Raw genomic sequence first — 24334 nt, forward strand, 5'->3', positions numbered from 1 at the left:
GCGCTTTAAATATAAAAAACAACAGCAACACAAATCACCACAAGACACCAAGCCACACCCGGAATCACACAAACAGTGATACTATAAGCCACCGTTATCACAAACCAAAACACTAATATTAATTATATTTAAAACTCTCTGCAGACGATTAAAAAAGCGCCGTCATATTCGCCCCACTGACGCAAATGCACAACAAAACACAGCTAATTGACACCAAAACAATCCGCAGAGAAAATTAGCGAGTTAATTATTCACAAGAAGCTGGTAGTGGCAGCCCTCTATGGAGAGAAAATATTCTATCTATAAAATCCTTAACCGACGAGCTAATCAGAGCACAAACAGAAGTAGCCCACCGACGGCCAAACCAATGACAATAAAGCATCTACCTAGCGTCACACTATTGCTTAAACCCATATTATGACCTTTCAGCAATACCTCAAGCTGATCATCGTCTAGCCTGCCGCAGTGATGGCACTGTTTAAGGTCCTCACTGTAATAAAGGCAGCACCTGTCGCAGCGCCTCTGTTTTTTCCGCATCGCGCACCAAGAGATGCTCATACCTAACGCCATAATTGCGTCCTATCAATATTTTAAACAAAAAAGTTTAATACCATGAGTTTAACGCAACACTGACGTCACCCTGTATCCCAACAGCGACCTCAATGATGCCTACGCACTTCTCAGTTGATTTCAGTGCTGATATTTACGCCACAATAGTGGGCTAACACTTATTACTCCATAACTGAGGTATTGGAAAATTCACCAGCGCCATCGTCGCAGCCAGCTACTCCGTCATATGATCAGGGTATTGATAAGAGGAGACGATATGAGGCGTTAAGATGGTCGATACAACAAAATAAATATAAGCCACTCACTAGGCAGCAATATTAAAAAAGATGCTAAAGTACCGCAACAAGCCATCGCGATCTTTGATGAAGGTTAATGTTAACAGAGGGAGGGCGATCCTCATTGCTCGCTGTTATTGACTGACAAACTAACCGGCCAAGATCTGCTTATCTGCGCAAGTAATGCTTAGACTTTGTGCTTCTCACCTAAACACCTTTACTTTGCAAATGAGAATGATTATCATCTAGAGAAATAGATAAGCGAGGAGGTGTATCATGATTAAGACAATGACATTTGCAGCACTACACTTTAGCGTCGCATTTACAGTCAGTTACCTGCTCACTGGTAGTGTTGTAATCGGTGGCGCGATTGCATTAATAGAACCCTCTGTGAACACCGTGGTCTTTTACTTCCATGAAAAGGCCTGGAAACGCCATGAGGCCAACAAGCAACAGGCTGCCGTACTGGCATAAGCTTTACTCACGCCATCGCACCTAGTTCGACTAAAACACTGACTAAGTCGTCACCAACACGAAATGACAGCCAGAAAAAAAACCACCGTCTTGCGGCGGTGGTTTCCTCTAAACAACATACTTCGTTAGTCGTAAAACTAGCCCTTAAGCGCTTTACTCACCATCTCAAAGACATCACTGGAGAGGTTGGGCGACGTCATGATCCGCTCTAGAGCCAGCTTCATCTTATCACCCTGTGCCGCAGGCAGTCGTCGCCACTTGGACAGCGGTACGATCATACGAGATGCAATCTGTGGGTTTAATGCATTCAGCTCAATCACCTGATCGGCGAGGAACTCGTAACCACTGCCGGAGGCATCATGGAAATTAATCGCATTCTGCCCACAGAAAATGGAAATCACCGAGCGCACTTTATTCGGGTTTTTTATATCAAACGCTTCGTGCGCCATCAGCGCCTTTATTCGCTCCAGACCTCCTGGCAACGCACAGGCCGACTGCACCTGTAGCCATTGATTCACGACCAGCGCCTCGTGCTTCCAGGCGTGATAGAAATCATCCAGCATCGCCTGTTTAGCCGTCTCCGCGTGCAGGCTGTTGCTGTTAACCATCGCCGCAAGCGCCGCCAACTTGTCCGTCATGTTATCGGCATCTTGGTACTGCTGCTGGATACGCTCGATGGCACTAAAGTCAGACTGCAGACTCAAATAAGCAAGGCAGGCATTCTTCAAACTACGTTGAGCAATTTGCTCAGCACTTGGCTGATATTCAACATCGCTCATATTGGAGTGATAGGTATCGAGCAAGAGCGCTTGTAGTTCACCGGAAATATGCTGACGTAATGTCGCACGAGCATGGTGCAACGCCTCAATATCCGGGCTATCCAACAAGTCGACCAAGTAAGGCAGGCTTGGCAGAGCCAGCATTAACGCCACCATCGCTCTATCGGCACTCTCATCTTGTAGCAGTTGACGCATCGCCTGCACTAGTCGCACATCGACGACAAGGCTCTCACCCGCACGCCAGGCCTCGGCCTGCTCACTAATCACCGCAACCGCTAGCTGCTGCATTGCATCCCAGCGGCAGAAACCGTCGGTATCATTGGCGATCAAAAAGAGTAACTGGTCACGACTGTAGGCACAGCTCAAATTAACGGGGGCTGAAAAATCACGTAACAACGACGGCACGGGCTTTTCGCTTACACCGCTGAAGACGAACTGCTGCTGCTTTTCCGTCACATCCAACACCGTTTCCACGCCATGGCTTTCACCCTCCAACTCTAACGGCAGCAAACCACGTCTACCAACCAACGCCATCGCCAGTGGAATATGGAAATTCGGCTTCACCGCCTGACCCGGTGTTGCGGGACAGGATTGCTCAACGGTAAGGGTATAAGTCTGAGCCTCGGCATCGTATTGCCCAGCAACGGCCAGACGCGGTGTGCCGGCCTGTTCGTACCAGTGCTGGAACTGACTGAAGTCGCGACCACTCACCTCCGCCATGCAGGCAACAAAATCATCGGTAGTGACCGCTTGACCATCAAAGCGCTCAAAATACAGGTCACAACCACGACGGAACAGCTCCTTGCCCAAAAGGTTGGCAATCATTCGTACGACTTCATTACCCTTCTCATAGATAGTCATGGTGTAGAAGTTAGATATTTCGATAAACGAGGCGGGGCGTATCGGGTGCGCCATCGGGCCGGCGTCCTCCGGAAACTGAATGGAGCGTAAGTGCTGCACATCCTCTACCCGCTTCACAGTGCGAGAGTTCATATCGCTCGAGAACTCTGAGTCACGATAGACAGTGAAACCTTCCTTCAAACTCAGCTGAAACCAGTCACGACAGGTGACACGATTGCCCGACCAGTTATGGAAGTACTCATGCGCTACCACCCCCTCGACACGCTGAAAGGCCGCATCGGTGGTCGTTTCTTGCGCCGCAAGCACACAAGAGGTGTTGAAGATATTCAGGCCTTTGTTCTCCATCGCCCCCATATTGAAATCGTCGACGGCGACAATCATGAAGATATCCAGGTCGTACTCGCGACCGTAGGTCTCTTCATCCCAACGCATAGAGTTTTTCAACGACAGCATCGCGTGAGCACACTTATCAAGATCTTTCGCCTCGACAAAAATCTGCAACAACACATCTCGACCACTACAGGTCGTGAAGCGGTCCTCAACCACCTCAAGATCCGCCGCCACTAAAGCAAAGAGATAGGCAGGCTTTTTAAAGGGGTCGAGCCAGGTTGCGTAGTGACGACCATCGGCCAGCTCACCACGCTCAATGGCATTACCATTTGAGAGCAGCAGCGGAAACTGACTCTTGTCGGCCTCGACACGGGTGGTAAACACACTCATCACATCGGGTCGATCGATGTAGTAGGTAATCTTGCGGAAGCCCTCGGCCTCACACTGCGTACAAAACATTGAACGTGACTTATACAGCCCTTCTAACGAAGTGTTTTTGTGCGGCTCGATTTCAGTGACACAAGCTAAGACAAAGCTTTCTGGCAAGTCACGCAACGTCAACGTCTTATCGTCAACACTGTATTTATCTTGCGGCCAAGGCTGGCCGTCGACCTTTACCGACAGCAACTTTAGCTCCACACCGTGCAGCACCAGCTCCGCATCTGCCGGGCTATCTGCGTGACGATGCATCTGTAGCTCACTGTGCACAACGGCCCGCTCTTCGAACAACTCGAAGCGCAGCCCCGTCTCGGTAATCCAGTAATCAGGCTGACGATAATCTTTCAGATAGATCGTACTTGGCTGTGCTTGTTTCATCAAAAATATCCTCTCGTATCGCTGTTATAATACTTATTCACAGGGGTGAAGCAGCGCTTCACTCCCCGTAGAGTTCAATGTGGTAGGCAGTGAATTTGCGCATATTGATTACGCCACTATCGAGGATCAGGTACTGCCCTTTAATACCTTGCAGTACACCCTCGACCACACCGTTCAGCTCGCCCGCTTGTGCCAACACATCGGCAAACTCACCGGCAATCGTCGCGCTATCTAACGCGGCCAGCAGAGGCTCTTTCTTTATCACGGCCGACAATGCCTCGATCGCAGGTTTGTGGCTGCGTGTTTTTTTCAAACCTTTCTTCAATGTCGAAGTAAACAGCTTAAGCACCGCCTTCTCCGTCTTCTTGTCTAGCGCCAGCTCGGCCAGATGACGCTGCATAACACCCTCAAATAGCTCGCGATGACGATCTTCAAGCTCACTATCAAGGCTACGTGAAGTCACCTTGCTCGGGTATTGCTCGACGGGATAGGCAATCGTGACAGTCTCACTATCGTCGAGCCACTCGATCTCACTGCTAAATTCGATCGCGTTAAAATCGGGATGAGCGGCACGCTTAGTGGCCACCTCCGCTTCGACCTTTTCAACCAAGGCCGCTATTTCACCCTGCAGCTGATCTTTTGCCTCACGCCATAATTGATCAAGATCGAGTGGTTCGGCATCGCCCTTGAGCATATTACGCCAGTTAGTCTTGTCCGGCAGTACCGCCTTAAACATGTCCTCGACTTTACCCGACATCAAGCGATTACGAATACGCGCTACCGGCTTCGCCTGTACCGCCCCCTGGTCCATCCAGCGCGTGGGTATTTGGTTACCACGGGTGATGCCGATCTTGATACCGGAGGAGTTCGCGAGGTAGACATAATGATCTTGGAAGCAAAAACGCTCTCCCCAGCTGCTATCGCGACAGGTACCCGCGTGATAGTGGCACTTCTCCGGGCTCATGATACAACTATCACACTGCGGCAATGTCATCGCACAACGATAGCAATAACCTTGGCTATAACTCTTCTTCGTGCTCTTACCGCAGGCCACACAATTGATGGCACCACGATACACAACGCGTAGCGAACGACCAATAAGGGCATTCATCGGCACCGCTTCTTCGCCAACAGGTAGACTGTATTCGACACTCGCATCAGTTAACTGAGTGATCATTTTGGCCACTTGGCCACGAGCTAATAATTGCAAAGGTTTACTCTCCAACAGGGTAAAAAACACGCATTAGGCACTGAATAAATAACCACGAATACGTTATTTACCAATGAAATTCAGTGGCTGAACGCCTGCCTTTTCCAACTGCTCAATCTTATTGTCGCGCTTCTTTTTCTTCTCTTCTGTCATATCCACGAAGCCGGCACGCTCTTCCTCAACAAGATTCTTCTCGCCGTAGGCAATGACCGCCTGTAAACACAGCTGGCGCTCCTCTTTGCTCAACACTCGGCCATCGTGCCATTTGCCCAGCTCGATCGCGCGCTGTAAGTTAGCGTAGATCTCCGGGGTAATACGTTCTAATAACTGCTCAAGATCCATACCTTTTTCCTCTATATCTATCGTCGAACAACACACTGCAGTAGTCACTATAGCGCGGCAAAAAAGCCACGACACAGCCGCTCGCCTATCGACTCAGCCATCGAGCGAGTGCAAATTATACCATTTTTGTATCCGCTACGGCCTTTAGCCAGTCACCCTATCGCCGCTGTAACGCACCCGCAACATCGCACTCAATAGCGCCACGGCCATGCCGCTAAACAGGCCACCAAAGTGCGCCGCATTAGCCACGGAGGTACCACTAAATAGCGTGACTACCCCTGTAGCAGCGATCACCAAGTAAGCCACCATCATATAGATCAGCGACGACGGCACGGTGAAGTCTTCCCCCTTGCGCAACAGACTCCATACCCAGACATAACCAACCAACCCTGCATCGACCCCCGAGAGGCCACCAAAGATCGTGTCCGGTGCCATTAAGTACTGAGCTATATTGGCCCCCAACGCCGTCGCCATCACCAAAATTAATAGCTGACTACGACCCTGCAATAACTCAATGCGATGACCAAAAAACCACATCCACACCACGTTAAAGGTAATATGAAGAATACCAAAGTGTAAAAAGGTCGGTGTCAGCAAACGCCAATACTCACCGCTGAGCCAACTGTCAGTCACCGGCTGAAAGAACAACCGTCGACCATCATAGAAAAAGTCTTGGAAGGTCAACCAGTGCAGGTGACTCTGCCCCGGGTCCAAATAAACCAGCAACGCACCAAGAATCGATAAAATAATGGTCACCAACGTCACCGGCACCGCCGTGAACATCACTCGCCAGTTAAGCTGACGACGCGGTGCTGCTGGCTGCCGCGCTGCCGCCTCTGTCAGCTCCCCCCGCTGGAAGGCCTGATAATACTGCTCGACCACCTCAACATGCTGCTGATCCTGCACATAGACAACCTGTCGCCCCGCTTCCTCGGTAATCCAGTGCGCTAAACCTCTGCTGTGTAGCAGTCGGCTCAACGCACCGATATCTTCTTCAAGCGACAGTGTCAGCGCCCGTATTTCAGCCATAACGACATCCCATTCCGGTGTGATGGCATCGCACCACCCGACATCAAGTAAAGGTTTAAATTAATAGAATAACCACAGCTATGGCAACTCAAGAGGGCCGCGACTCACAGTAATCGACAGCGACAAACTTGTCCTCTCGCAACTGACTCTCGCCATCCATCCGGTAGGCTACTAGTGGTCCACCCAAGACAGCACTGTAATCGAGACAGGCGATGTTGTTACTCTGTGGAACCTGCGCCCCTTGTAACCAGTAGTGGCCGATAAACAGCGGGCGCCGATCATCAGCATAGCTTTGGCTATCCAACCAGCTGCGCGTGTCCTCGGCCAGCGGCTGGTTACATAGTCTTTCCGGTAGAGGATCAGGCTGAAAAGCCGCATCGCCCAGGCTGTAGCTCCCCCCCCAAAAGCGCACACGAAAGCGCTTACGCGGCTGCCCCTCACGCCCGACGATGACATGCTCATCGGGTAACGCCAGAGTCAGACCGGTAGTGAGACGCTTCATCAGCCTGCCGGCGAAGCTGCGAGGCTCGAGCGCCGACTGACGAAACAGCGCCGGCGTCAAGCTTGCGCTACCCAGCTGGTGCTGCATTTCATCAACCAACGCATCATCCCAATAAGCATGTACGGCACGAAAGCTCGGGTGCTGAAAGTACAGCGGCAATTGTTTCATCCAGTCTCTAAATGCCAACAGTTCCTTGGGGTGGCGGGAAAACTGCCGCAGCGTCTCGGCAATAATACGTCGACTATGATCACTGTGACGACGCAGATAGCCGCCGCTGCCATCGGGGGTCAAATAGAGTGCCGCATGGTATTCGTGATTCCCCATGATGACGATGGCCGAACCACGCTGCACCATCGCCCTCGCCAAATGCAAGACCTCACGAATGCCTGGGCCACGATCGATCAGATCACCAAGAAAAATCAATTGCCGTGGACGCTCGTGATCAAGAAACTCATAAACACCGTCAACTAAACCATAACCGAGCTTATCTAACAGCGCCAATAGCGTCTGATAGCAGCCGTGTACATCGCCAACAAGATCGTAACCGACAAATTCGACGGGAGCCTTAGTAGAATGATCGTTAACAGCTGACGGCATATTAATCGATTAACCGCCCGCTCCAACCCAGCTTATCCCGGCACGACTTATAGAAGTCGTGATCTAACGGGTGCAACAGGGTGAGCTGATCACTGCGCTTCTGAATCACCACCACATCGCCCGGCGCCGTATTCAAATGCACCTGTCCATCACAGCTGACGTAGGGGTGGCAATCGCCGATAATCACCTTGATCTCCGTATCGCCACTGACCACCGTCGGCCGCGCACTCAAGGTGTGAGGGAACATCGGAACGATCGCGATAGCATCGAGGCCAGGGTGCATAATCGGGCCACCACCGGACAACGAGTAAGCGGTCGAGCCCGTCGGTGTCGACACGATCAAACCATCAGAATCCTGGCTGTAGACATAGGAGCCATCCATATAGAGATCGAAGTTGATCATGCGTGCAGAGCGACCAGAGTTCACCACCACATCATTCAGGGCATTGCCCTTGGCGATACGTTCACCATCACGTAACACACTCACCGCGAGCAGGAAGCGTTTCTCGGCATGATAGTGACCATCGAGCACCTCTGTGACCTTTTCTTCTATCGAATCCGGGTGAATATCGGTCAAGAAGCCGAGCCGGCCACGGTTAATGCCGAGGATGGGAACGCCATGGCGTACCATCGCACGAGCGGCACCGAGTAGGCTGCCATCACCACCGATGACGATAACCAGGTCACACTGCTCGCCAATCTGTTGGCGGTTAGCCACCTCCATCTGGCAGTCGTCGATAGACTGAGCGATCTCATCTTCAACAATGACGCGCAGTTGTCGCGCCAGCAGTAGCTGCTGCAGTATCTCGACCGACTGTAGCACCAAATCGTTGCCCAGCCGGCCAATGAGGCCGATAGTATGAAATTGACTCATGACGACGCGCTCAAGGAAAATAGTCCTCGATTATAACCGGATTCACCCGGCCGTCGACAACACTCTCCATCAAATTACTGCTGCAACCGACAATCGCGCCTTACCCCACCTGCAATAACGATTGATCCGCATGCCGCAAGCGCTCTAGCCCACCCCGCAACACCTTCACCTTAAAACCCGCCTCACTCAACAGGTGGGCCGCGGCGGCACTGCGGCGACCACTATTGCAATACACGATGTAACGCTGCTGACGGTCCAGCAAGGGCATCTTCAGACGCAGCAAGTTCAGCGGCATACTCAGCGCCCGATAACAGTGACCACGATCGAACTCTATCGACGTCCTAACATCCAGCCAAGCACTGCCCTGGGCGACGTTTTGACAGGCCTCAGCAAGGCCGATCTTGATCGCCTGCGGCTGCCGTAACAACGGGAAAAATGCCTGTTTATCGAGGCACATCAACTCCCCCGCCGTCAGCATTCTGACACTCGCGTTACGCGGCGCATCGTTGATCAAGGCCTCCTCGCCAAAACAGCTGCCCGCCTCCAGTTGCGCGACAATACGCGCATCGCCCTGCCCCGCCGCCAGCACAACCTCAGCCGTGCCATGTTTAAGCAGATAACAACAATCGCCCGCCTCACCCTGACGTACCACATACTGCCCCGCCTCCACGCGCTCAGGCACAAAGTGATCGATAACCTGGCGAATATTAATCGGCGGCACACGATGAAAAAGGTTCGAGTGTAGCAAAGCCTCAAGCCAGCTCTCATCGAGATCACGCTGCTCCAATAGCTCCAACCACAAATACTGTGCAGCCTGACTCCAGGCCAGCACGGTATCAACACGCTCAGCATCAATACACAACAATGTGCAATCGGTGAGCGCGCGCGCACAATAGGGATAGGGGCGCTGCGCAGGCAACGGCCAAGCCGCCTCATCAGCGCCAGCTCGCCAGACTGCGTCATCAGCCCCCTGCCCAGGCTGATAGTGCAAGCCGACCTCTCCGTGCAACAGGTAAAAGTGACGCTTCTCACCATCCGTGATATCAAACAGCGTCTGCCCACGGCAGAACGATAGACGTTCGGTGTAACGCCAAAGGCCGCGAAGATCAGAGTCGGACAACCCCGACAAAGGGTGATAAGCCCGCAGCAACTGTCGCCCCTGCGACTCACTCATAGCTTATTACTCATATACTGCCTCTCGCACCGCAGCCTTCATACACTATCTCCCCGTAATCAACCGGCTCACCACACACCCAGCTCAATCCCAACGCATCAGTTTTTTACGCATGCCGCGCAACCCCTGCATGCCGCCGCTATGTACCGCCACGATGTGACTACCGCGTGGAAAAAAGTCGTTTTCAATTAATGTAAACAACGCCTTAAACATTTTACCACTGTACACGGGCTCGATGGCGATTCCGTGCGCCTGTTCAAACTCCCGCAGAAACCGAGCCAGCGGCTCGTCGACCTTGGCATAGCCACCACCGTGAAAACCATCCAACAGCTGCCAGCCTGCCAACGGCGGCTCAGCCGCCTGCGCCAAGCCCCGCTCGATATCGGCGTAAAGACCTGCATAGGCGTTGACCACCGCTATCCCTAACACCCGAGCCTTCGACGTCACTGCCGCGCTCATACCTGTCATTGTGCCCCCGGTTCCCACCGGCACCATCACCACATCGCAGTCGTCGACCTGCCCCTCAATCTCTCGCATGATATCGCCACAACCCTGAATACCCAGCGCGTTGGCACCGCCCTCTGGCACTACATAACTGTGACTGTAGCGTTGCTGTAGGTCGGCGAGAAAATCGGGCTCAGCCTTACGCCGGTAATCGCTGCGCGAGATGAATTGCAGCTGCATACCCCAGGCCTCCGCGTCCGCCAAGGTCGGGTTCAGCGTCGGTGGCGCCTCACCACGAATAATGCCGACAGTCTGCACCCCCAGGCGGCGCCCGGCGCTGGCGAGAGCATGAATATGATTAGAGTAAGCACCACCAAAACTGACAATACACTGCGCACCTTGGCGCTGTGCCGCCGCCAAGTTGTGCTTTAACTTATACCACTTGTTGCCGCTGATCTCGGCATCCAACAGGTCGAGCCGCTTGACCGAAACTCGCACCCCCTTGTCATCAAACAGGGCGGCCGACAGCGGTACAACAGGTGTGGGCGAGAACATCGCCTCGAGAGAATAAGACATAACTGGGCTACCAGGCGAATAGAGGAGTCGAAATGGTTAATACTGGCGACCGATTATACGCCCTACCGTCTTCGCCGATAAGGTATGACTACTGCAGCGATCACTCTCTCCCTCGATAAAATAGCTGGGCATGTCGACTCGCGCCACGGTACGGCCACAAACAGCTCCATCATGTGACTCGCGACAAATCGGCGCCTGAAAATGGTTTAACCAGGCACGATAACGTGTCACATCACATTCGCAGTGCGCTGCCGCGTGGCGGTCGGGAGCCTCGAGGTACTCCGACAAGTCTTCGATATCGATATTCATCTCACCAGCACCCGGCTGAAAAGCAACAAAACGAATACCGCTCTGCACCATCTGTTCCAATAATTGGTCGCCGCCCTCGATAAACAACCGACGCTTGTCTGCCTCCAACTGCGCCACCTGCTGCTGCAGATGAGTGATCTTGTTATCGCGGTAAGTCACCTCAAGCTGGCGCAAATCAAGTTGCTCGCTCGACTCTGCGAGCGCGACCGAGAGGCGGGCGCGCGACTCGACTTCATACTGCTTCTTGAGTTCATCAAAGCGCTGATGGTCTGTCACTCTCGCCCGCTGGAAGCGCTCTTGCACTTGCTCCCGCGCCGCACTGAACTCCGCCAGCTGCTGCGCCTGCAGTTGCTCCGCTTGTTCGGCACGCCTCTCTGCCGCCTGCAGGCGCTGCGCTAGCGCTTCAAGCTCGACACTCTGAGCCTCAGACTTATCGTTATAGTGCTTATGCACATCCACCAGCTGCTGGTTGTGCTCTGCCTTTAATGTGGATAAGTGCAGCTGCTGTGCCTTCAACAGGGTCGAAATCTGCTCGTGCTCCGGCATCGACACACGACTAGCGCTATCCGTCAGCGATTCGACACGGCTTTCGACAGCCAGTAATGGCGGCTCAACTCTGTGGCTCTCCTGCCCACTAGAAACCACGTTCGCCATGCCAAGCATTGGCGCAAAAGTGTTAGCACGGCGACTGGAGATGCCTAACTTATTAGCACGGACGGCAGCACGAATGACCGCGAAGCTGTTGTCCTGCGAGCTGAGTACGGGGTCCCATAACTGTGCGCTCATCCAGCTCACTGGACACTGACTACGGCACACCAAACGAATCGGTCCCGCCCCCATATCCGGCCCTTCCGAGGCCGATTCCAGCAGGTGTTGCAAAGGGATGTTCCACTGCTGATCGGCCTGGCCCGTAGCATCAAAGTGAATCTGAAAGAACAGTGCCGCGACCACGTGAAGATCGGCATCGATACGAACAAACACCGCCTGCTGCTGCTGTCCCGCATAGTCGGAAAGCCCCACGACATGATCCAAGACCGCCTCGAACTCGGGGTAGAACATCTCTTTGACGACACGGTTATTTTGCACAAACAACACAGCTTCGGTGCTGCCGGTGGCGGCTTGATGGTACATAAACTCGACTTCCCTTCCCTAGCTGGTAATACTGACGAGAAACGCCAGCTAAAGCTCAATCAAACTGAGGCAGCAATCAACGCAACGCTAGAGTATGGTCGAAAACAAGCCGGAATAATGTGACAGGCAGCACGCTTTCCAGACCAATAGAGGCACTAATAGGGGCAACAAAAGACGAGTATATCGATGTAGGAAAAAGATTATCCACTCATACAGACAGTAGGAGTGGTGGGTGATGACGGGATCGAACCGCCGACATCCACCTTGTAAGGGTGGCGCTCTCCCAGCTGAGCTAATCACCCACAGCTACGACCAAAGGGAGGGTCATAGTGGGTTGCGACTTATCCACTTTTTACTTGAGACCTTCTCGTTAGAGGTGCTCTCAAAGCAATAGTGGCGGGCCGGACGGGACTCGAACCCGCGACCTCCGGCGTGACAGGCCGGCATTCTAACCAGCTGAACTACCGGCCCGAATCGCTATCGTTACTATTATCGACTGACTTGCAGTCATCCAACTCCATGGCGTCAAACGCTATAAAATTGGTGGGTGATGACGGGATCGAACCGCCGACATCCACCTTGTAAGGGTGGCGCTCTCCCAGCTGAGCTAATCACCCATTCTGTAGCAACGGATGCGCATTCTACAGCTCTACCAAAAACTGTCAACAGTCAGGGAAGATTTTGTCACCGATAAAACGACGATAACGCACGCAGAGCGCACAAGTGATCCACAGCGACTTTTCCTCACACGAGGCAAAAAAAGCAAGCACAACAAACAATGAGCAATAAAGGTAGTGGTAAGATCAATAACCAATCCAGAGGGTGGATTGGTGGGTGATGACGGGATCGAACCGCCGACATCCACCTTGTAAGGGTGGCGCTCTCCCAGCTGAGCTAATCACCCACAGCTACGACCAAAGGGAGGGTCATAGTGGGTTGCGACTTATCCACTTTTTACTTGAGACCTTCTCGTTAGAGGTGCTCTCAAAGCAATAGTGGCGGGCCGGACGGGACTCGAACCCGCGACCTCCGGCGTGACAGGCCGGCATTCTAACCAGCTGAACTACCGGCCCGAATCGCTATTGTTACTTCACATGGCCAACTCTAACGTGATCAATCAACGTAAGAATTGGTGGGTGATGACGGGATCGAACCGCCGACATCCACCTTGTAAGGGTGGCGCTCTCCCAGCTGAGCTAATCACCCATGCTGTAGCAACGGATGCGGATTCTACAGCTCTGCCGAGCGTTGTCAACGGCTTTGCCGGAAACTTTTCAGCAATAATTTCATCATAGCCATTGAGGCGTGTGTGACGCCCCCGGCTGGCGCTATCTTCAGCGGTGAATATTCGCTAAGATCAAGAGCATCGAACCCACCTTGTCATTGCTGGAGTGCCTTCATGCCCTCGCTGCTTAGCCTCCTCATCGCCTTGGTACCCTGCCTGATCTGCTTCTATCTATATCGCCTTTACCGTCACAGCCAACAGCAGGTCGACCAGCTGCAGCAAGCGCTTTCCAAGCAGCAGAGCCAGCAACACGGCCTCGAGCGAAGCATCGAGCATAAACAAAACAAACTGAATAACGCCAACGCCCGTCTGTTCGAGGCTGTCGCCCGCCACGAAATCAACCAAGAGCTCATCGACGAGGCCCAGGAGTATCTACACAGTATCCTCAATGCGATGCCCTCGATCCTCATCGGCATCACCGCAGACGGCATGATTACTCATTGGAATCGCTATGCCGAACGCGCGACCGGTATCAGTGCCGCTAACGCCCTCGGCACCCCACTGGCTACTACTTATGCACAACTGCCAATCAGCCAACAGCGACTCACCGAGATCATCAGCAAAGGACGTAGCAAGCGCTTCGAGCACCTACAGATTGGCGTGGGCTCACTCACCGAATACCATGACATGGCCGTCTATCCGCTTCATGCTCACCAGCCGCTATCAGAGCAGCCGTTACCCGAGCATCAATCATCAGAGCATCAATCATCAGAGCAACTATCATCAGAGCATCAATCATCAGAGCATCAATCATCAGAGCAACAGCCATCAAAACACCGACAGCAGCAGACAGCCGCCAGCGGGGCTGTCATCCGCATCGATGATGTGACAGCGAGAGTCAACCTTGAGAACAATGTGATGCAACACGAGAAACTCACCTCCCTCGGCGAGCTGGCGGCGGGACTCGCCCATGAGCTCAATAATCCGCTGGGTGTCGTACTGCAGAGCCTACAAACGATCGATCGACGACTACAATCCGACCGTGCCAATAATTGCCAGCTCGCGCAAGAAGCCGGTATCGAGCTTGAAAAACTCAACCGTTACCTTGAGCAACAAGAGATCCCCCTATTTCTCGACAATATCAAGCAGGCCGGCAACCGCGCCAGCCAAATTATCCACAACATGCTGGAGTTCTCCCACGCCAATAACCTCCAGCACCGCGACGAAGACATCATCGAGCTGATCGAAAGCAGCCTATCGATGACCAGCATGACGATGCAGCCGAACAATCAACTGCACTTTAAGGACATCATCATTCGCCGCCACTACCCCGACACGCTACCACGAGTGTGCTGCGGCTCTGCGGAGATCCAGCAGGTGTTACTCAACCTGTTCAAAAATACCTGCCAAGCCCTCGGCGACGACACCCGCGACCAACCCCCCGCCCCCGCCATTGATATCGCGCTGCGCCATAGCGATGAATACATGATCATCAGCATCAAAGACAACGGCCCCGGCATCCTCGCTGAGGCAAAGCGTCATATCTTTAACCCGTTCTTCACGACTAAGGCCGTCGGCCATGGCACAGGGCTCGGGTTATCACTCTCCTACTTTATTATCAGCAAGCGTCACGGCGGTACTATCAACGTCGAATCAGAAGCCGGCCAGGGCTGTGAATTCATTATCCAGCTGCCACTGCAAGCCAATCACGACGCCGAGTAAATAAGCGCCAAAAGCGACATATGCCAATACTCGCCGATTGTGTTACCCTTCGCGCCTTCGGCCCTATTTTCTCAGCCATGGTGGTCCATCGACGCGTACAATCGGCGTTGATACTCACCGGCTCTCATCCCCTGTCGTTTTACGGGTAACGCGCTATGGAAATCTACAAAGACTTTATCTTCGAAGCAGCCCACCTGCTGCCAAACGTCCCTGCGGGACACAAGTGTGGACGCCTGCACGGCCACTCCTTTCACGTGCGCCTTTATATTAGCGGCGAGATCGGCGAAAAGAGCGGCTGGATCATGGATTTTGGCGATATCAAAGGCATCTTCAAGCCTATCTACGACCGCCTTGATCACTACTACCTCAACGACATCCCAGGCTTGGAGAACCCCACCAGCGAGGTGTTAGCAAAGTGGATCTGGCAACAGCTGAAGCCCGAGCTACCTCAGCTCTCGTGCATAGAAATTAAAGAGACCTGCACCAGCGGCTGCATCTACCGCGGTGAGTAAACCCGCATACGGCCAAGGAGGGCCGTACCGCTAACCAGCTATCCACAGACCATCACCATAAACAAGTTTATCCCCAGCGGATAAACGACGGCACTCAACAACACGCGCTCACTCGGTCAACAAGCGACAACAACGAAAAAATTTCCGCATTATTGTTAATAACCCTTGACAGCCAGGCCACAAGCGACCAAAAAAAGCAGAGTTTGACCTTCATCAAAAGCCTTTATGCACAATTTTTCAAAATTGACAATCTGTCAACGTAGAAATATACACATTGTTTTGAAAATAAAACAAACTACTGTTTTTAAAGGGTTTAATAGTATTTGGTTGCAAAGTAATCAATCTAAAGAAAGCACGTAACAATGCGCCTCACAGGCTCATCCCAACACCTTGCGCACAGAGTTACCCACAAAAACTGTGGAAATCATTACAGAGAGGTTACCTGTGTGCATAAACGACGCATTCAGCACTTTTCTATCAACAGATTCGCTGACAACATTGAATAACTCCCTGTACCAAACCTGTAAACACCGCCGCAATTACGGCTATAGCCATGACTATAACCACGACTACAAACGCTATTACAACAACAGCAACAAGATACACAAGGATAAATAGAGCCCAACACGATAGCGTCGACGCTTAAACAGAGATACTGACATCGGCCACTCCTTTCGCTAACTCCCCCTACTCACTATAGCAATCGCACGAAGCGATCGACCAAGGCCTCACCTCTATCTGTTGTAGCCTCCCCTTTCAATCCTTTATCATCGACGCTGGCATGATGCCATCGCCTACTGGAGCCACCCACAGGGAGCTCTGAGGCGGTCACTCGTATTACCCCATTTGTTTTCACTGGAGGAAAACTATGCTCAACTGTTCACGCCGTCTACTCTTATCGGCCGGCCTTATCGCCGCCAGTAGCCTGTCATTTGCTGCCGCCGACGACAGCGCCAACGAACCACTACAATTCAAAAAAAATAAACTGGCAACTGATCGCGTCATCGCGGAATACTACCCCTTGGTTAACAACAATGAATGGGATGCATTCTTTTCCTTGTTCCACCAAGATGCACACTTTGAAGCACCGTTTAACAGCCTGCTCGATGGCATAGAAAATATCGCCCCGTTTTACTACAACGTCGCCGAAACCTTTCCCGATCACACCGACACTCCCGTTGAGGTTATTTCCCTCGGCAATCAAGCCGCCGTGCGTTTAGCGTTTTCTGGCACCACTGCCTGGGGTGTACCAGTGACGTTTGAGGCCGTCGATTGGTTTAAGATTAACAAGGGAAAAATCGCCGCCGAGGGTATCTTCTTCGACATCGCCAAGATGCCCAATGAAATTCTCTGCCCCGCCATTGCCTCGCCCCCTGCCCCTGGCACGGTCAATACACCGCTGCTGCTCAGCAACAAAACGGGTAAGACTGGCTGGAGCATTGATCAACAAAAAATTGTTAGCGCCAACGATGTCAAAGCACTGGCTAAAAACCTCAAAACCATTGACGCCTATTATAAACGGGTCAACAACGATCAGCTGGAGTCGTTTTATACCCTGTTCGCCGACGACGTCGTCTTTCACGGTCCCGGCGGCTTTAGCAGCCACAGCAAAACAGCCATGCAACCTTTTTTCTCGCAAGCACTCTCCGGCTTTCCTCACCATCGTGACACGCCACAACAAGTAATGGTTTCAGGGCAGACGATCGCAGTATTGCTGCAATTTACCGGTACCGACACCTCCGGTAACGCTATCGCCTTCAACGCCGTTGACTGGTTCCAGCTGGACAATGGTGTCATCACCTCGCTGCGTATCTTCTTCGACCTCGCACACTTCCCACAATCGCTGGCTGCCGGTCGCTGCCAGGCAGAGTCTGCGTAGCATTGCCCACTTTATTTAAAACAAAAAAAAGCTGCCTTATGGCAGCTTTTTAATTTTAAAAAATGAATCTATTGAGGCATTAGCTCCTCACTAAACTTTCTTATTTTTATAACAGCATGATCAAACCAATGATAACTAGGCTTCGCCAAATAAATGCTTCCCGCACTATCACTTAATAAGTAACCGTCAAAATAACTAGGATCCAGATAAAAGTTATCTCTATCATCGTCAATCACTAAATGCTTACCTAACTCATTACCTGCGCTATCGTAACGGAATAAATAATTCCCACTGGCATCGCCCTGATACTCACCACCTACACTTGCAAAGCCATAATACTCAGCACCAGAACGGATAACTTGACCGAAATGATCATCACTAAAGCTGCCAAACTGCTTGCTCGACAGAACTTGGCCATCAGAGCTCAACATCGCATGAATAAAGTCCTCACCTAAAATAGCAGTATTACCTGCGAAATTACCAGGCGTGCTACCATAAACGACCACGTTATCATCGTCATCTATCAGTATTTTATTTAGATAAAACCAGTTATTTGTAGGTAACTCAAGACTCCACTCTACCGCTCCATTTAAAGCATTAAACTTTAATACTCTAATACCAAAAACATCTCTATCATCGCTGAAAGCAATAAAAGAGTTACCTTGGCTGTCAACAACAACGCTTTGAAAAACCAGGTTATAATGTTCAGGATCTACCACATCGATATCATCCTGCTGCCATAACAACTCACCTGCGCTATTAAATTTAGCGAGATAGAATTTACCATCAATTTGGTCGTTATCCACATCTTCCCTAAAGTTTCCTTGTGCTACGAAAATATCATCATTTCCCCCCACGACTATCGATGGAGACTCTAAAGCACTTGAAAAGGATCGCTGCCATAACAGAGCGCCTTGCACGTTGTATTTTTCCATCAGAAGCGCATCATCGCCCATGCCTTTCTGCGTACGTAATATGACAGGCTGGCCAAGACCGTCCAACGCCATCGCCACCGCCTCATCACTGCGATCACTACCCAACTGCTTAATCCCTAAGGACTCACCCTCTAAGCTAAACTGCGCCAAGAATACATCCGCATTCCCCCCGAGATATTCCGCTCCCTCAAGCGCTCCTTCAGTCACTGTACCAAACACATACAGCGTATCATTTGCACTAACCTGAATATCCTTAACGCCAATGCTGCCTTGATCAGGATTCTGCCGTGGTATAAACAAGTTTTTTACACCATAACGATCAGGATTTATTCCCTGTATTGCCACTGTATGCATAGCCTTAAGTGGATCAACATCGATCGCATTAGCATTAACAGGCACTAGCGATATCTCGATTGTCTTATCCTCATCTAATTCACCTAACAGCTCAATAGAAATACTGGTATGGAAGCCTGATAAGTCATTACCAACAACCAACGATGACTCCCAAGCATTATAATCAACACCTAATTCAGCGGTACCGCCAAAATGCAACTCAACGGTCTGCTCGATAGACGGTGTACCCGACCACTGCACCTCGAGCCAAAAATTGCCATATCCCTGAAATGATGAAGAAGACTCGACAAAACCGATCACCGGCTTCACCTCGTTGTCCACATAGGTGACCTGACGGACACGAGCTTCTTCTGCTAGCAGCACCAAATCACTTGCCGGACCTCCTAACGTCATCAGCTCAAACTCAACGGCAAAATCACTCAAGAAGCGCTGATCATCTTCGACAATAAACTGGATTTTTTTCTGAGTTTCACCAGGCGCGAAGAAAAAGACACTCTCCTCTTGATAGTCCTGACAATTAGAGCCATCGATCTCACAGATACGGTAGCCTAGTGGGAAAGACCAATAATCGTTATAACTAAGGCTGATACCGATCTCAGTAGCGCTCGGCGCACTGAGCGACACAATCATCTCACTTACCTCATCAACACCCTCGACCACCGCTCCTGGTTCGGTAATGGTGACATGAATAGGCTCAACCACATCGAGTACTACCGCTTTCAGTGTCGCTTTTTCCCCGTCACTTACCGCAATAACAAACTCATGACGACCAAGCTCAATAGCGTCCGTATTAGCACTTAAAATCGCTGAATAATCATAACACCGCATTCGACCTTCATCATACAGCGCACAACTATAAGGTGCTGAAGGAGCTGACTCAATACGCAACCAGTCCGGTGCATCAATCAACGTTAGCTCGGTGCTATCGTCATTATAATCACTATACAAAATCGCCCACACACTCATTGTATCGGGCGCTACGTTTAATTGATGACGACCAGCCTCATCGGTCCCTACAGCCGTGTGATGATGAGAGAAGAATTGATCATTTGATAAATAGGCTAATTCAGCAACTGGTTTCGAGTTATCTGCACAGATATAAGCAGTAGACGACAGCTCTTCGCTCTCTAAGCGGCCGTTTTCATTCGTATCAAAACCAACATAGGTATAGTTTGTCGTATGCAGGCAAGGCCCATCTTCACGTGATTCTTGCTGTATCAGTAATTCACCAATGTATCCATCAGCACCGTCTTGACCGTCAGCACCGTCTTGGCCGTCAGCACCGTCTTGACCATCAGCACCGTCTTGGCCGTCAGCACCGTCTTGGCCGTCAGCACCGTCTTGACCATCAATACCGTCTTGGCCATCTACGCCATTTTGACCGTCAGCTCCGTCTTGACCGTCAACGCCATTTTGACCATCAGCACCGTCTTGACCATCAGCACCGTCTTGGCCGTCAACACCGTCTTGACCATCAGCACCGTCTTGACCATCAGCACCGTCTTGGCCGTCAACACCGTCTTGACCATCAGCACCGTCTTGACCATCAGCACCGTCTTGACCGTCAGCACCGTCTTGACCGTCTTGACCGTCTACGCCACGACAAATATGCTGAGTGCTGGTGATTTCTTCTGGGTCCAGAGTACCATTCTCGTTAATATCAAGGCCGCTCTGTAGGCTTTGGCCACCAGCCACACAAAGCGCTTGTTCTGGCGAAATAACCAGCAATGAAGTAAGACCCGGCTTACCTGCCACGCCGTTACAAAGCGATAAATACTGATCAACCTCGCCAACTTGCAACGCTCCGTCTACATTGTCATCAATGCCTATATCAATCTGTTGGCCCCCGGCCTCACACATTTCACCTGCGCTTATCACGCTACTTGCCGTCAAGGCTTTAGCTGTCTCACCGTGACAGACGACCTGTGTCTTACTGACTTCCACCTCATCCAGCTTTCCGTTTAAGTTCACATCAAAGCCGGTGTGAATTTCGATACCACCTGCCACACACTGTTCGCCAGCGTCTAAACTGCTATAGGAAACACTGTTATAAGCCGTTGCCTTTTCAATACCCGTCATCGCTGCGAGTGTCGCCTGCAAGTGCAACAATGCTGAACTGGTAGAAATCATTTCTGTGTTTGAAGAACCACTGTTGGCAACCAGTGTTGCGGCACCCGCAACAAAGTCCTCAGCGCTGAAATCTAACGTCATCTCTTCAGCGATGGTATGCGCGCTATCGCTAATGCTAATGCCGTTGCTGGCATCACCATCAACATCGAGACTCTGTAGCAAACGAGCGATATTAATCACCACAGGATGATTAATGTCATCGGTTCCAGCTAAATCAAGCGGCGTCAATAAGACCTTTGCCTCAGCTTCAGGCAGGTCTATTCCCCCTACTGAGAAGGTGACTTTCTCACCCTGAATAAACTGGAATTCACCTTCCGTGTTAGTCATACCGCTCTGTGTCGCAGTACGATAACCGAGGTTTGCAACCGCGCTATCGACAAATACCCCTGTGCTAACACTGGCAGCCGTTTTCGGCACCGGCGAGGCATCGCCGCCTCCTCCGCCACCGCCACCGCCGCACCCGGTGCCCACAAAGGAAAAAGTTAATAACAATGCTGCAGGCAGCGTTTTTATCATTTTCATTGAAACCTTCCTGATGATGCCTAATTATTATTAAGTCATGACACGCAATAGAGGAATTTCAGGTAGCGCTAAAGCGCTATACCTCACTCACATAGCATGAAAAATATAAATACGATTAAGACCAACCTTTGTCTTTCGCTGTTATTATTATTTATATAAAAACGTTAAAAATATAACGTAACTACTTAGTGATAATATCATGAACATAATGATCAATCTCGCCCGCAACTGTAAAGAGTTCCGTCACTAGGCGTGGACATTAGCTAAGCAAGCAATAGATCGAAGCGAGGCTAGGTCGACTCCAATTTATCAACAAGAATATAGAGGGTATTAAGAAGCAGGGAAGCCCCCTACGACCCTAGCCAAGCTAGGATATAGGGAGTCAATTTAGCCCTGAATCACTAAAATGCAGCCAAACAAGTACTAGTCTAGCACTCGGTTACTGACGCCTTCTAAGCGCCGCAAGACCAAGAAGACCGCTCGCAAAGAGCCAGGCTGCTGCTGGCACAGGCACTTCATTCACATAGCTAGCCGTTGCCGCAGTCATCTGGTATTCCGCTTGCAGAAAATCATCACGTGAAGCCAGAGAAACATTCAAAGAAGGTGTTAGTACAACGTCGATCATACCAAATGGCCCGAGCAGGCCTGCTCCCTGCCCGGTTATGCTACATTCTGACGATAAGAAACAAGAAAAAGCGTTAGCATTAAGACTTTGCACGTTTATAGATAATATTAAGTCATAGGAATCATCTGGCAAAAAACCATCATTAAAACTAATCACAGAGAAATCACTATCTTCGTATAATAATCTGCTCGAGATTTCTGATACAGCGACATTCGCCGGAAAAGAGTCAGTAAGCTTATAAGTAAAGTCAATGCTTTGGACTGCTGCATTTGTATAAGTAGAAGAAAATGAAGCCAGTAACAAACAACAACCTATTATTCTATTTTTCATAAACATCCCTATTTTTAGCTCGACCAACATCGACGTACAGTTTCTAACTGTCCCATTTTATGCGAACAATATCACACTAAACAGCAGACTTCCCTTCAGGAAATGTAAAGATTTCCGGCAGCAGTTTCCGGCTCACTATAGATACCCGTCCAGAAAGAACTTCCTTGCAACCTAGACGCAGTGGCAGTCAACCTGATGCTCTAACGGACGAACGCGTTAATCCTCTAACAGTGCTGCACAGTTATAGTTTATCGCGATGCTCGGATATTACTCATCATAGCCCTGTTGACACCTGCGACTACGGCTAAACAGTCGGCTATATTTTGAGAAGCATATAACGGCTTCTCAATCACTCATCAATGACAAGCACTGCCCCACCCTTAACCCTTAACCCTTAACCCTTAACCCTTAACCCTTAACCCTTAACCCTTAACCCTTAACACATACGACTTGCTTCAAAGTATGAACAACCTCTATCAAATCACTTTGGTTTTCCATCACTTGATCAATATCCTTATAGGCGCCAGGTATCTCATCAATTACACTCTTGTCTTTTCGACATTCAACACCTTTGGTCTGCTCTTCCAGGTCAGCGCGTCGAAAACGCTTTTTTGCGGCTGATCGACTCATCCTGCGGCCGGCACCATGAGAGCAAGAACAAAATGACTCTCCATTGCCTTTACCTTTAACAATAAAAGAACGCTCACCCATGCTACCGGGAATAATACCCAGCTCACCTTCGCGCGCACTAATGGCCCCTTTACGCGTCAGAAAGACATCTTTACCGAGGTGATGCTCTCGCTGCACATAATTGTGATGGCAATTGATCGCCTCTTTAGTCACGGTAAAGTCAGGCAGGTAAGGCTTAATCGCTCTTAGCACTAAATTCATCATTTCCTGCCTGTTTACCTTCGCATAGTGCTGAGCCCACTCCAAAGCCTCAATATAATCATCCATATGTTGATTTCCCTGCGAAAAATAACACAGATCTTTATTCGGCATGTTGTGCATATGCCCTTGCATATCTTTTTTGGCTAAGGCAATGAAGTAACGCCCGATAGCGTTGCCAATACCGCGACTGCCTGAGTGCAACATAACCCACACATCCTTATTTTCATCGATGCATAACTCAATGAAATGATTGCCGCTGCCCAAGGTACCCATTTGTGTTACCCAGGTCTCCCGAGGCCGTTTTAACATTTTTAATAGCTGAGGGTGCTTATCCAAGATGAGATGAATACCGGCTGCTATCGGCGTGCAGGCACCTTCTCTGGCACTCACTCGCTTATGCTGTCTTAATCCAACTGGCACAGCCCCTTCAATCGCTAAGCGAAGGGGCTTCAAGTTATCAGGTAATTGGGATGATTTAACCGACAGACGCAGTGCATTCATCCCACAGCCAATGTCGACACCGATAGCCGCTGGAATAATCGCATCCACGGTGGGTATCACAGAGCCAACCGTCGCCCCAACACCTGCGTGCACATCTGGCATCGCTGCCACATGAGAGTGAATAATAGGCAATCGAGCAATATCCTTTAGTTGCTCAAGCGCTTTGTAGTCAACTTGGTCAGTATAGATTTTTACGGGGAATGCGCCACCGCTTCTATTTTTATTTAACTCTATTTTTACTGGCATAAAATTATCCTAGTATTTAAATCAGAAAGAGCTCTCTCTTCGAGCAACCTCTTCGGTAGATAGTTTAATATTTTTTTATTGATTTTTTTCAACGTCCTTTTTCTCGCGCGTTTGTTGACGCCCCCAATAGCTGAATCACAGAGGCGATTACTCATTAGCCAGCACAACT

General features: G+C 50.6%; 16 protein-coding genes and 6 tRNA genes. 4 read left to right on the top strand and 18 right to left on the bottom strand.

The genetic code is table 11. The annotated features are described in order from the left end of the window. Positions 1–1121: 1121 nt before the first annotated feature. Positions 1122–1319, top strand: coding sequence for a DUF2061 domain-containing protein (locus tag EDC56_RS08520; RefSeq protein ID WP_123712115.1), 198 nt, complete (start codon positions 1122–1124; stop codon positions 1317–1319). A gap of 137 nt (positions 1320–1456) precedes the next feature. Here the strand turns inward: EDC56_RS08520 and pepN are convergent, their stop codons facing one another. From pepN to EDC56_RS08595, 15 genes are all read right to left on the bottom strand, one after another. Further along, on the bottom strand, positions 1457–4105 hold the full coding sequence (gene pepN, locus EDC56_RS08525) for an aminopeptidase N (RefSeq protein WP_123712116.1): 2649 nt from the start codon (positions 4103–4105) through the stop codon (positions 1457–1459). Between the two features lie 58 nt (positions 4106–4163). Then, on the bottom strand, positions 4164–5282 hold the full coding sequence (locus tag EDC56_RS08530; protein WP_148059359.1) for a DUF2797 domain-containing protein: 1119 nt from the start codon (positions 5280–5282) through the stop codon (positions 4164–4166). Between the two features lie 96 nt (positions 5283–5378). Then, complete coding sequence (locus EDC56_RS08535) at positions 5379–5657, bottom strand: DUF1315 family protein (RefSeq protein ID WP_123712118.1); 279 nt, start codon at positions 5655–5657, stop codon at positions 5379–5381. Positions 5658–5801: 144 nt separating this feature from the next. Next, positions 5802–6686 (bottom strand): rhomboid family intramembrane serine protease, encoded by an 885-nt coding sequence (locus EDC56_RS08540; protein ID WP_123712119.1) that lies wholly within the window; start codon positions 6684–6686, stop codon positions 5802–5804. An 88-nt stretch (positions 6687–6774) separates the two neighbouring features. Beyond that, complete coding sequence (locus tag EDC56_RS08545) at positions 6775–7785, bottom strand: metallophosphoesterase (protein WP_123712120.1); 1011 nt, start codon at positions 7783–7785, stop codon at positions 6775–6777. Position 7786: 1 nt separating this feature from the next. Next, a complete protein-coding gene (locus tag EDC56_RS08550) occupies positions 7787–8659 on the bottom strand; it encodes an NAD(+) kinase (protein WP_123712121.1) in 873 nt (290 codons plus the stop codon). A gap of 100 nt (positions 8660–8759) precedes the next feature. Then, the gene (locus tag EDC56_RS08555; protein ID WP_123712122.1) at positions 8760–9833 is read right to left on the bottom strand and encodes a cyclic nucleotide-binding domain-containing protein; all 1074 of its coding nucleotides are present in this window, start codon (positions 9831–9833) and stop codon (positions 8760–8762) included. Positions 9834–9917: 84 nt separating this feature from the next. Then, positions 9918–10853, bottom strand: coding sequence for a 1-aminocyclopropane-1-carboxylate deaminase/D-cysteine desulfhydrase (locus EDC56_RS08560; protein WP_211333620.1), 936 nt, complete (start codon positions 10851–10853; stop codon positions 9918–9920). 36 nt (positions 10854–10889) lie between these two features. Then, positions 10890–12293, bottom strand: coding sequence for an AAA family ATPase (locus tag EDC56_RS08565; protein WP_123712123.1), 1404 nt, complete (start codon positions 12291–12293; stop codon positions 10890–10892). 226 nt (positions 12294–12519) lie between these two features. Continuing rightward, positions 12520–12595, bottom strand: a tRNA-Val gene (locus EDC56_RS08570). Between the two features lie 92 nt (positions 12596–12687). Beyond that, positions 12688–12764: transfer RNA gene (locus EDC56_RS08575), tRNA-Asp, on the bottom strand. A 70-nt stretch (positions 12765–12834) separates the two neighbouring features. Further along, positions 12835–12910, bottom strand: a tRNA-Val gene (locus EDC56_RS08580). 211 nt (positions 12911–13121) lie between these two features. Then, a tRNA-Val gene (locus EDC56_RS08585) sits at positions 13122–13197 on the bottom strand. A 92-nt stretch (positions 13198–13289) separates the two neighbouring features. Continuing rightward, positions 13290–13366, bottom strand: a tRNA-Asp gene (locus EDC56_RS08590). Between the two features lie 57 nt (positions 13367–13423). Further along, a tRNA-Val gene (locus tag EDC56_RS08595) sits at positions 13424–13499 on the bottom strand. 193 nt (positions 13500–13692) lie between these two features. On the opposite strand from EDC56_RS08595, the gene EDC56_RS08600 reads away from it, so the two are divergent. The 3 genes from EDC56_RS08600 to EDC56_RS08610 all read left to right on the top strand — a co-directional run bounded on the left by EDC56_RS08600 (position 13693) and on the right by EDC56_RS08610 (position 17631). Further along, complete coding sequence (locus EDC56_RS08600; protein ID WP_123712124.1) at positions 13693–15240, top strand: two-component system sensor histidine kinase NtrB; 1548 nt, start codon at positions 13693–13695, stop codon at positions 15238–15240. 155 nt (positions 15241–15395) lie between these two features. Then, positions 15396–15752, top strand: coding sequence for a 6-carboxytetrahydropterin synthase QueD (queD, locus tag EDC56_RS08605; RefSeq protein WP_123712125.1), 357 nt, complete (start codon positions 15396–15398; stop codon positions 15750–15752). An 868-nt stretch (positions 15753–16620) separates the two neighbouring features. Continuing rightward, a complete protein-coding gene (locus EDC56_RS08610) occupies positions 16621–17631 on the top strand; it encodes a nuclear transport factor 2 family protein (protein ID WP_123712126.1) in 1011 nt (336 codons plus the stop codon). A gap of 68 nt (positions 17632–17699) precedes the next feature. Here the strand turns inward: EDC56_RS08610 and EDC56_RS19735 are convergent, their stop codons facing one another. The 3 genes from EDC56_RS19735 to EDC56_RS08625 all read right to left on the bottom strand — a co-directional run bounded on the left by EDC56_RS19735 (position 17700) and on the right by EDC56_RS08625 (position 24165). Then, positions 17700–21572: a DUF7151 family protein gene (locus EDC56_RS19735; protein WP_170162816.1), complete on the bottom strand. Its 3873-nt coding sequence runs from the start codon at positions 21570–21572 to the stop codon at positions 17700–17702. Positions 21573–22011: 439 nt separating this feature from the next. Further along, the gene (locus EDC56_RS08620) at positions 22012–22527 is read right to left on the bottom strand and encodes a VPLPA-CTERM sorting domain-containing protein (RefSeq protein ID WP_211333621.1); all 516 of its coding nucleotides are present in this window, start codon (positions 22525–22527) and stop codon (positions 22012–22014) included. 429 nt (positions 22528–22956) lie between these two features. Then, entirely contained in the window at positions 22957–24165 is a 1209-nt protein-coding gene (locus tag EDC56_RS08625) for an RtcB family protein (RefSeq protein WP_123712128.1), read from the bottom strand. Positions 24166–24334 lie beyond the last annotated feature (169 nt).

The organism is Sinobacterium caligoides (assembly GCF_003752585.1).
Classification (GTDB): domain Bacteria; phylum Pseudomonadota; class Gammaproteobacteria; order Pseudomonadales; family Sinobacteriaceae; genus Sinobacterium; species Sinobacterium caligoides.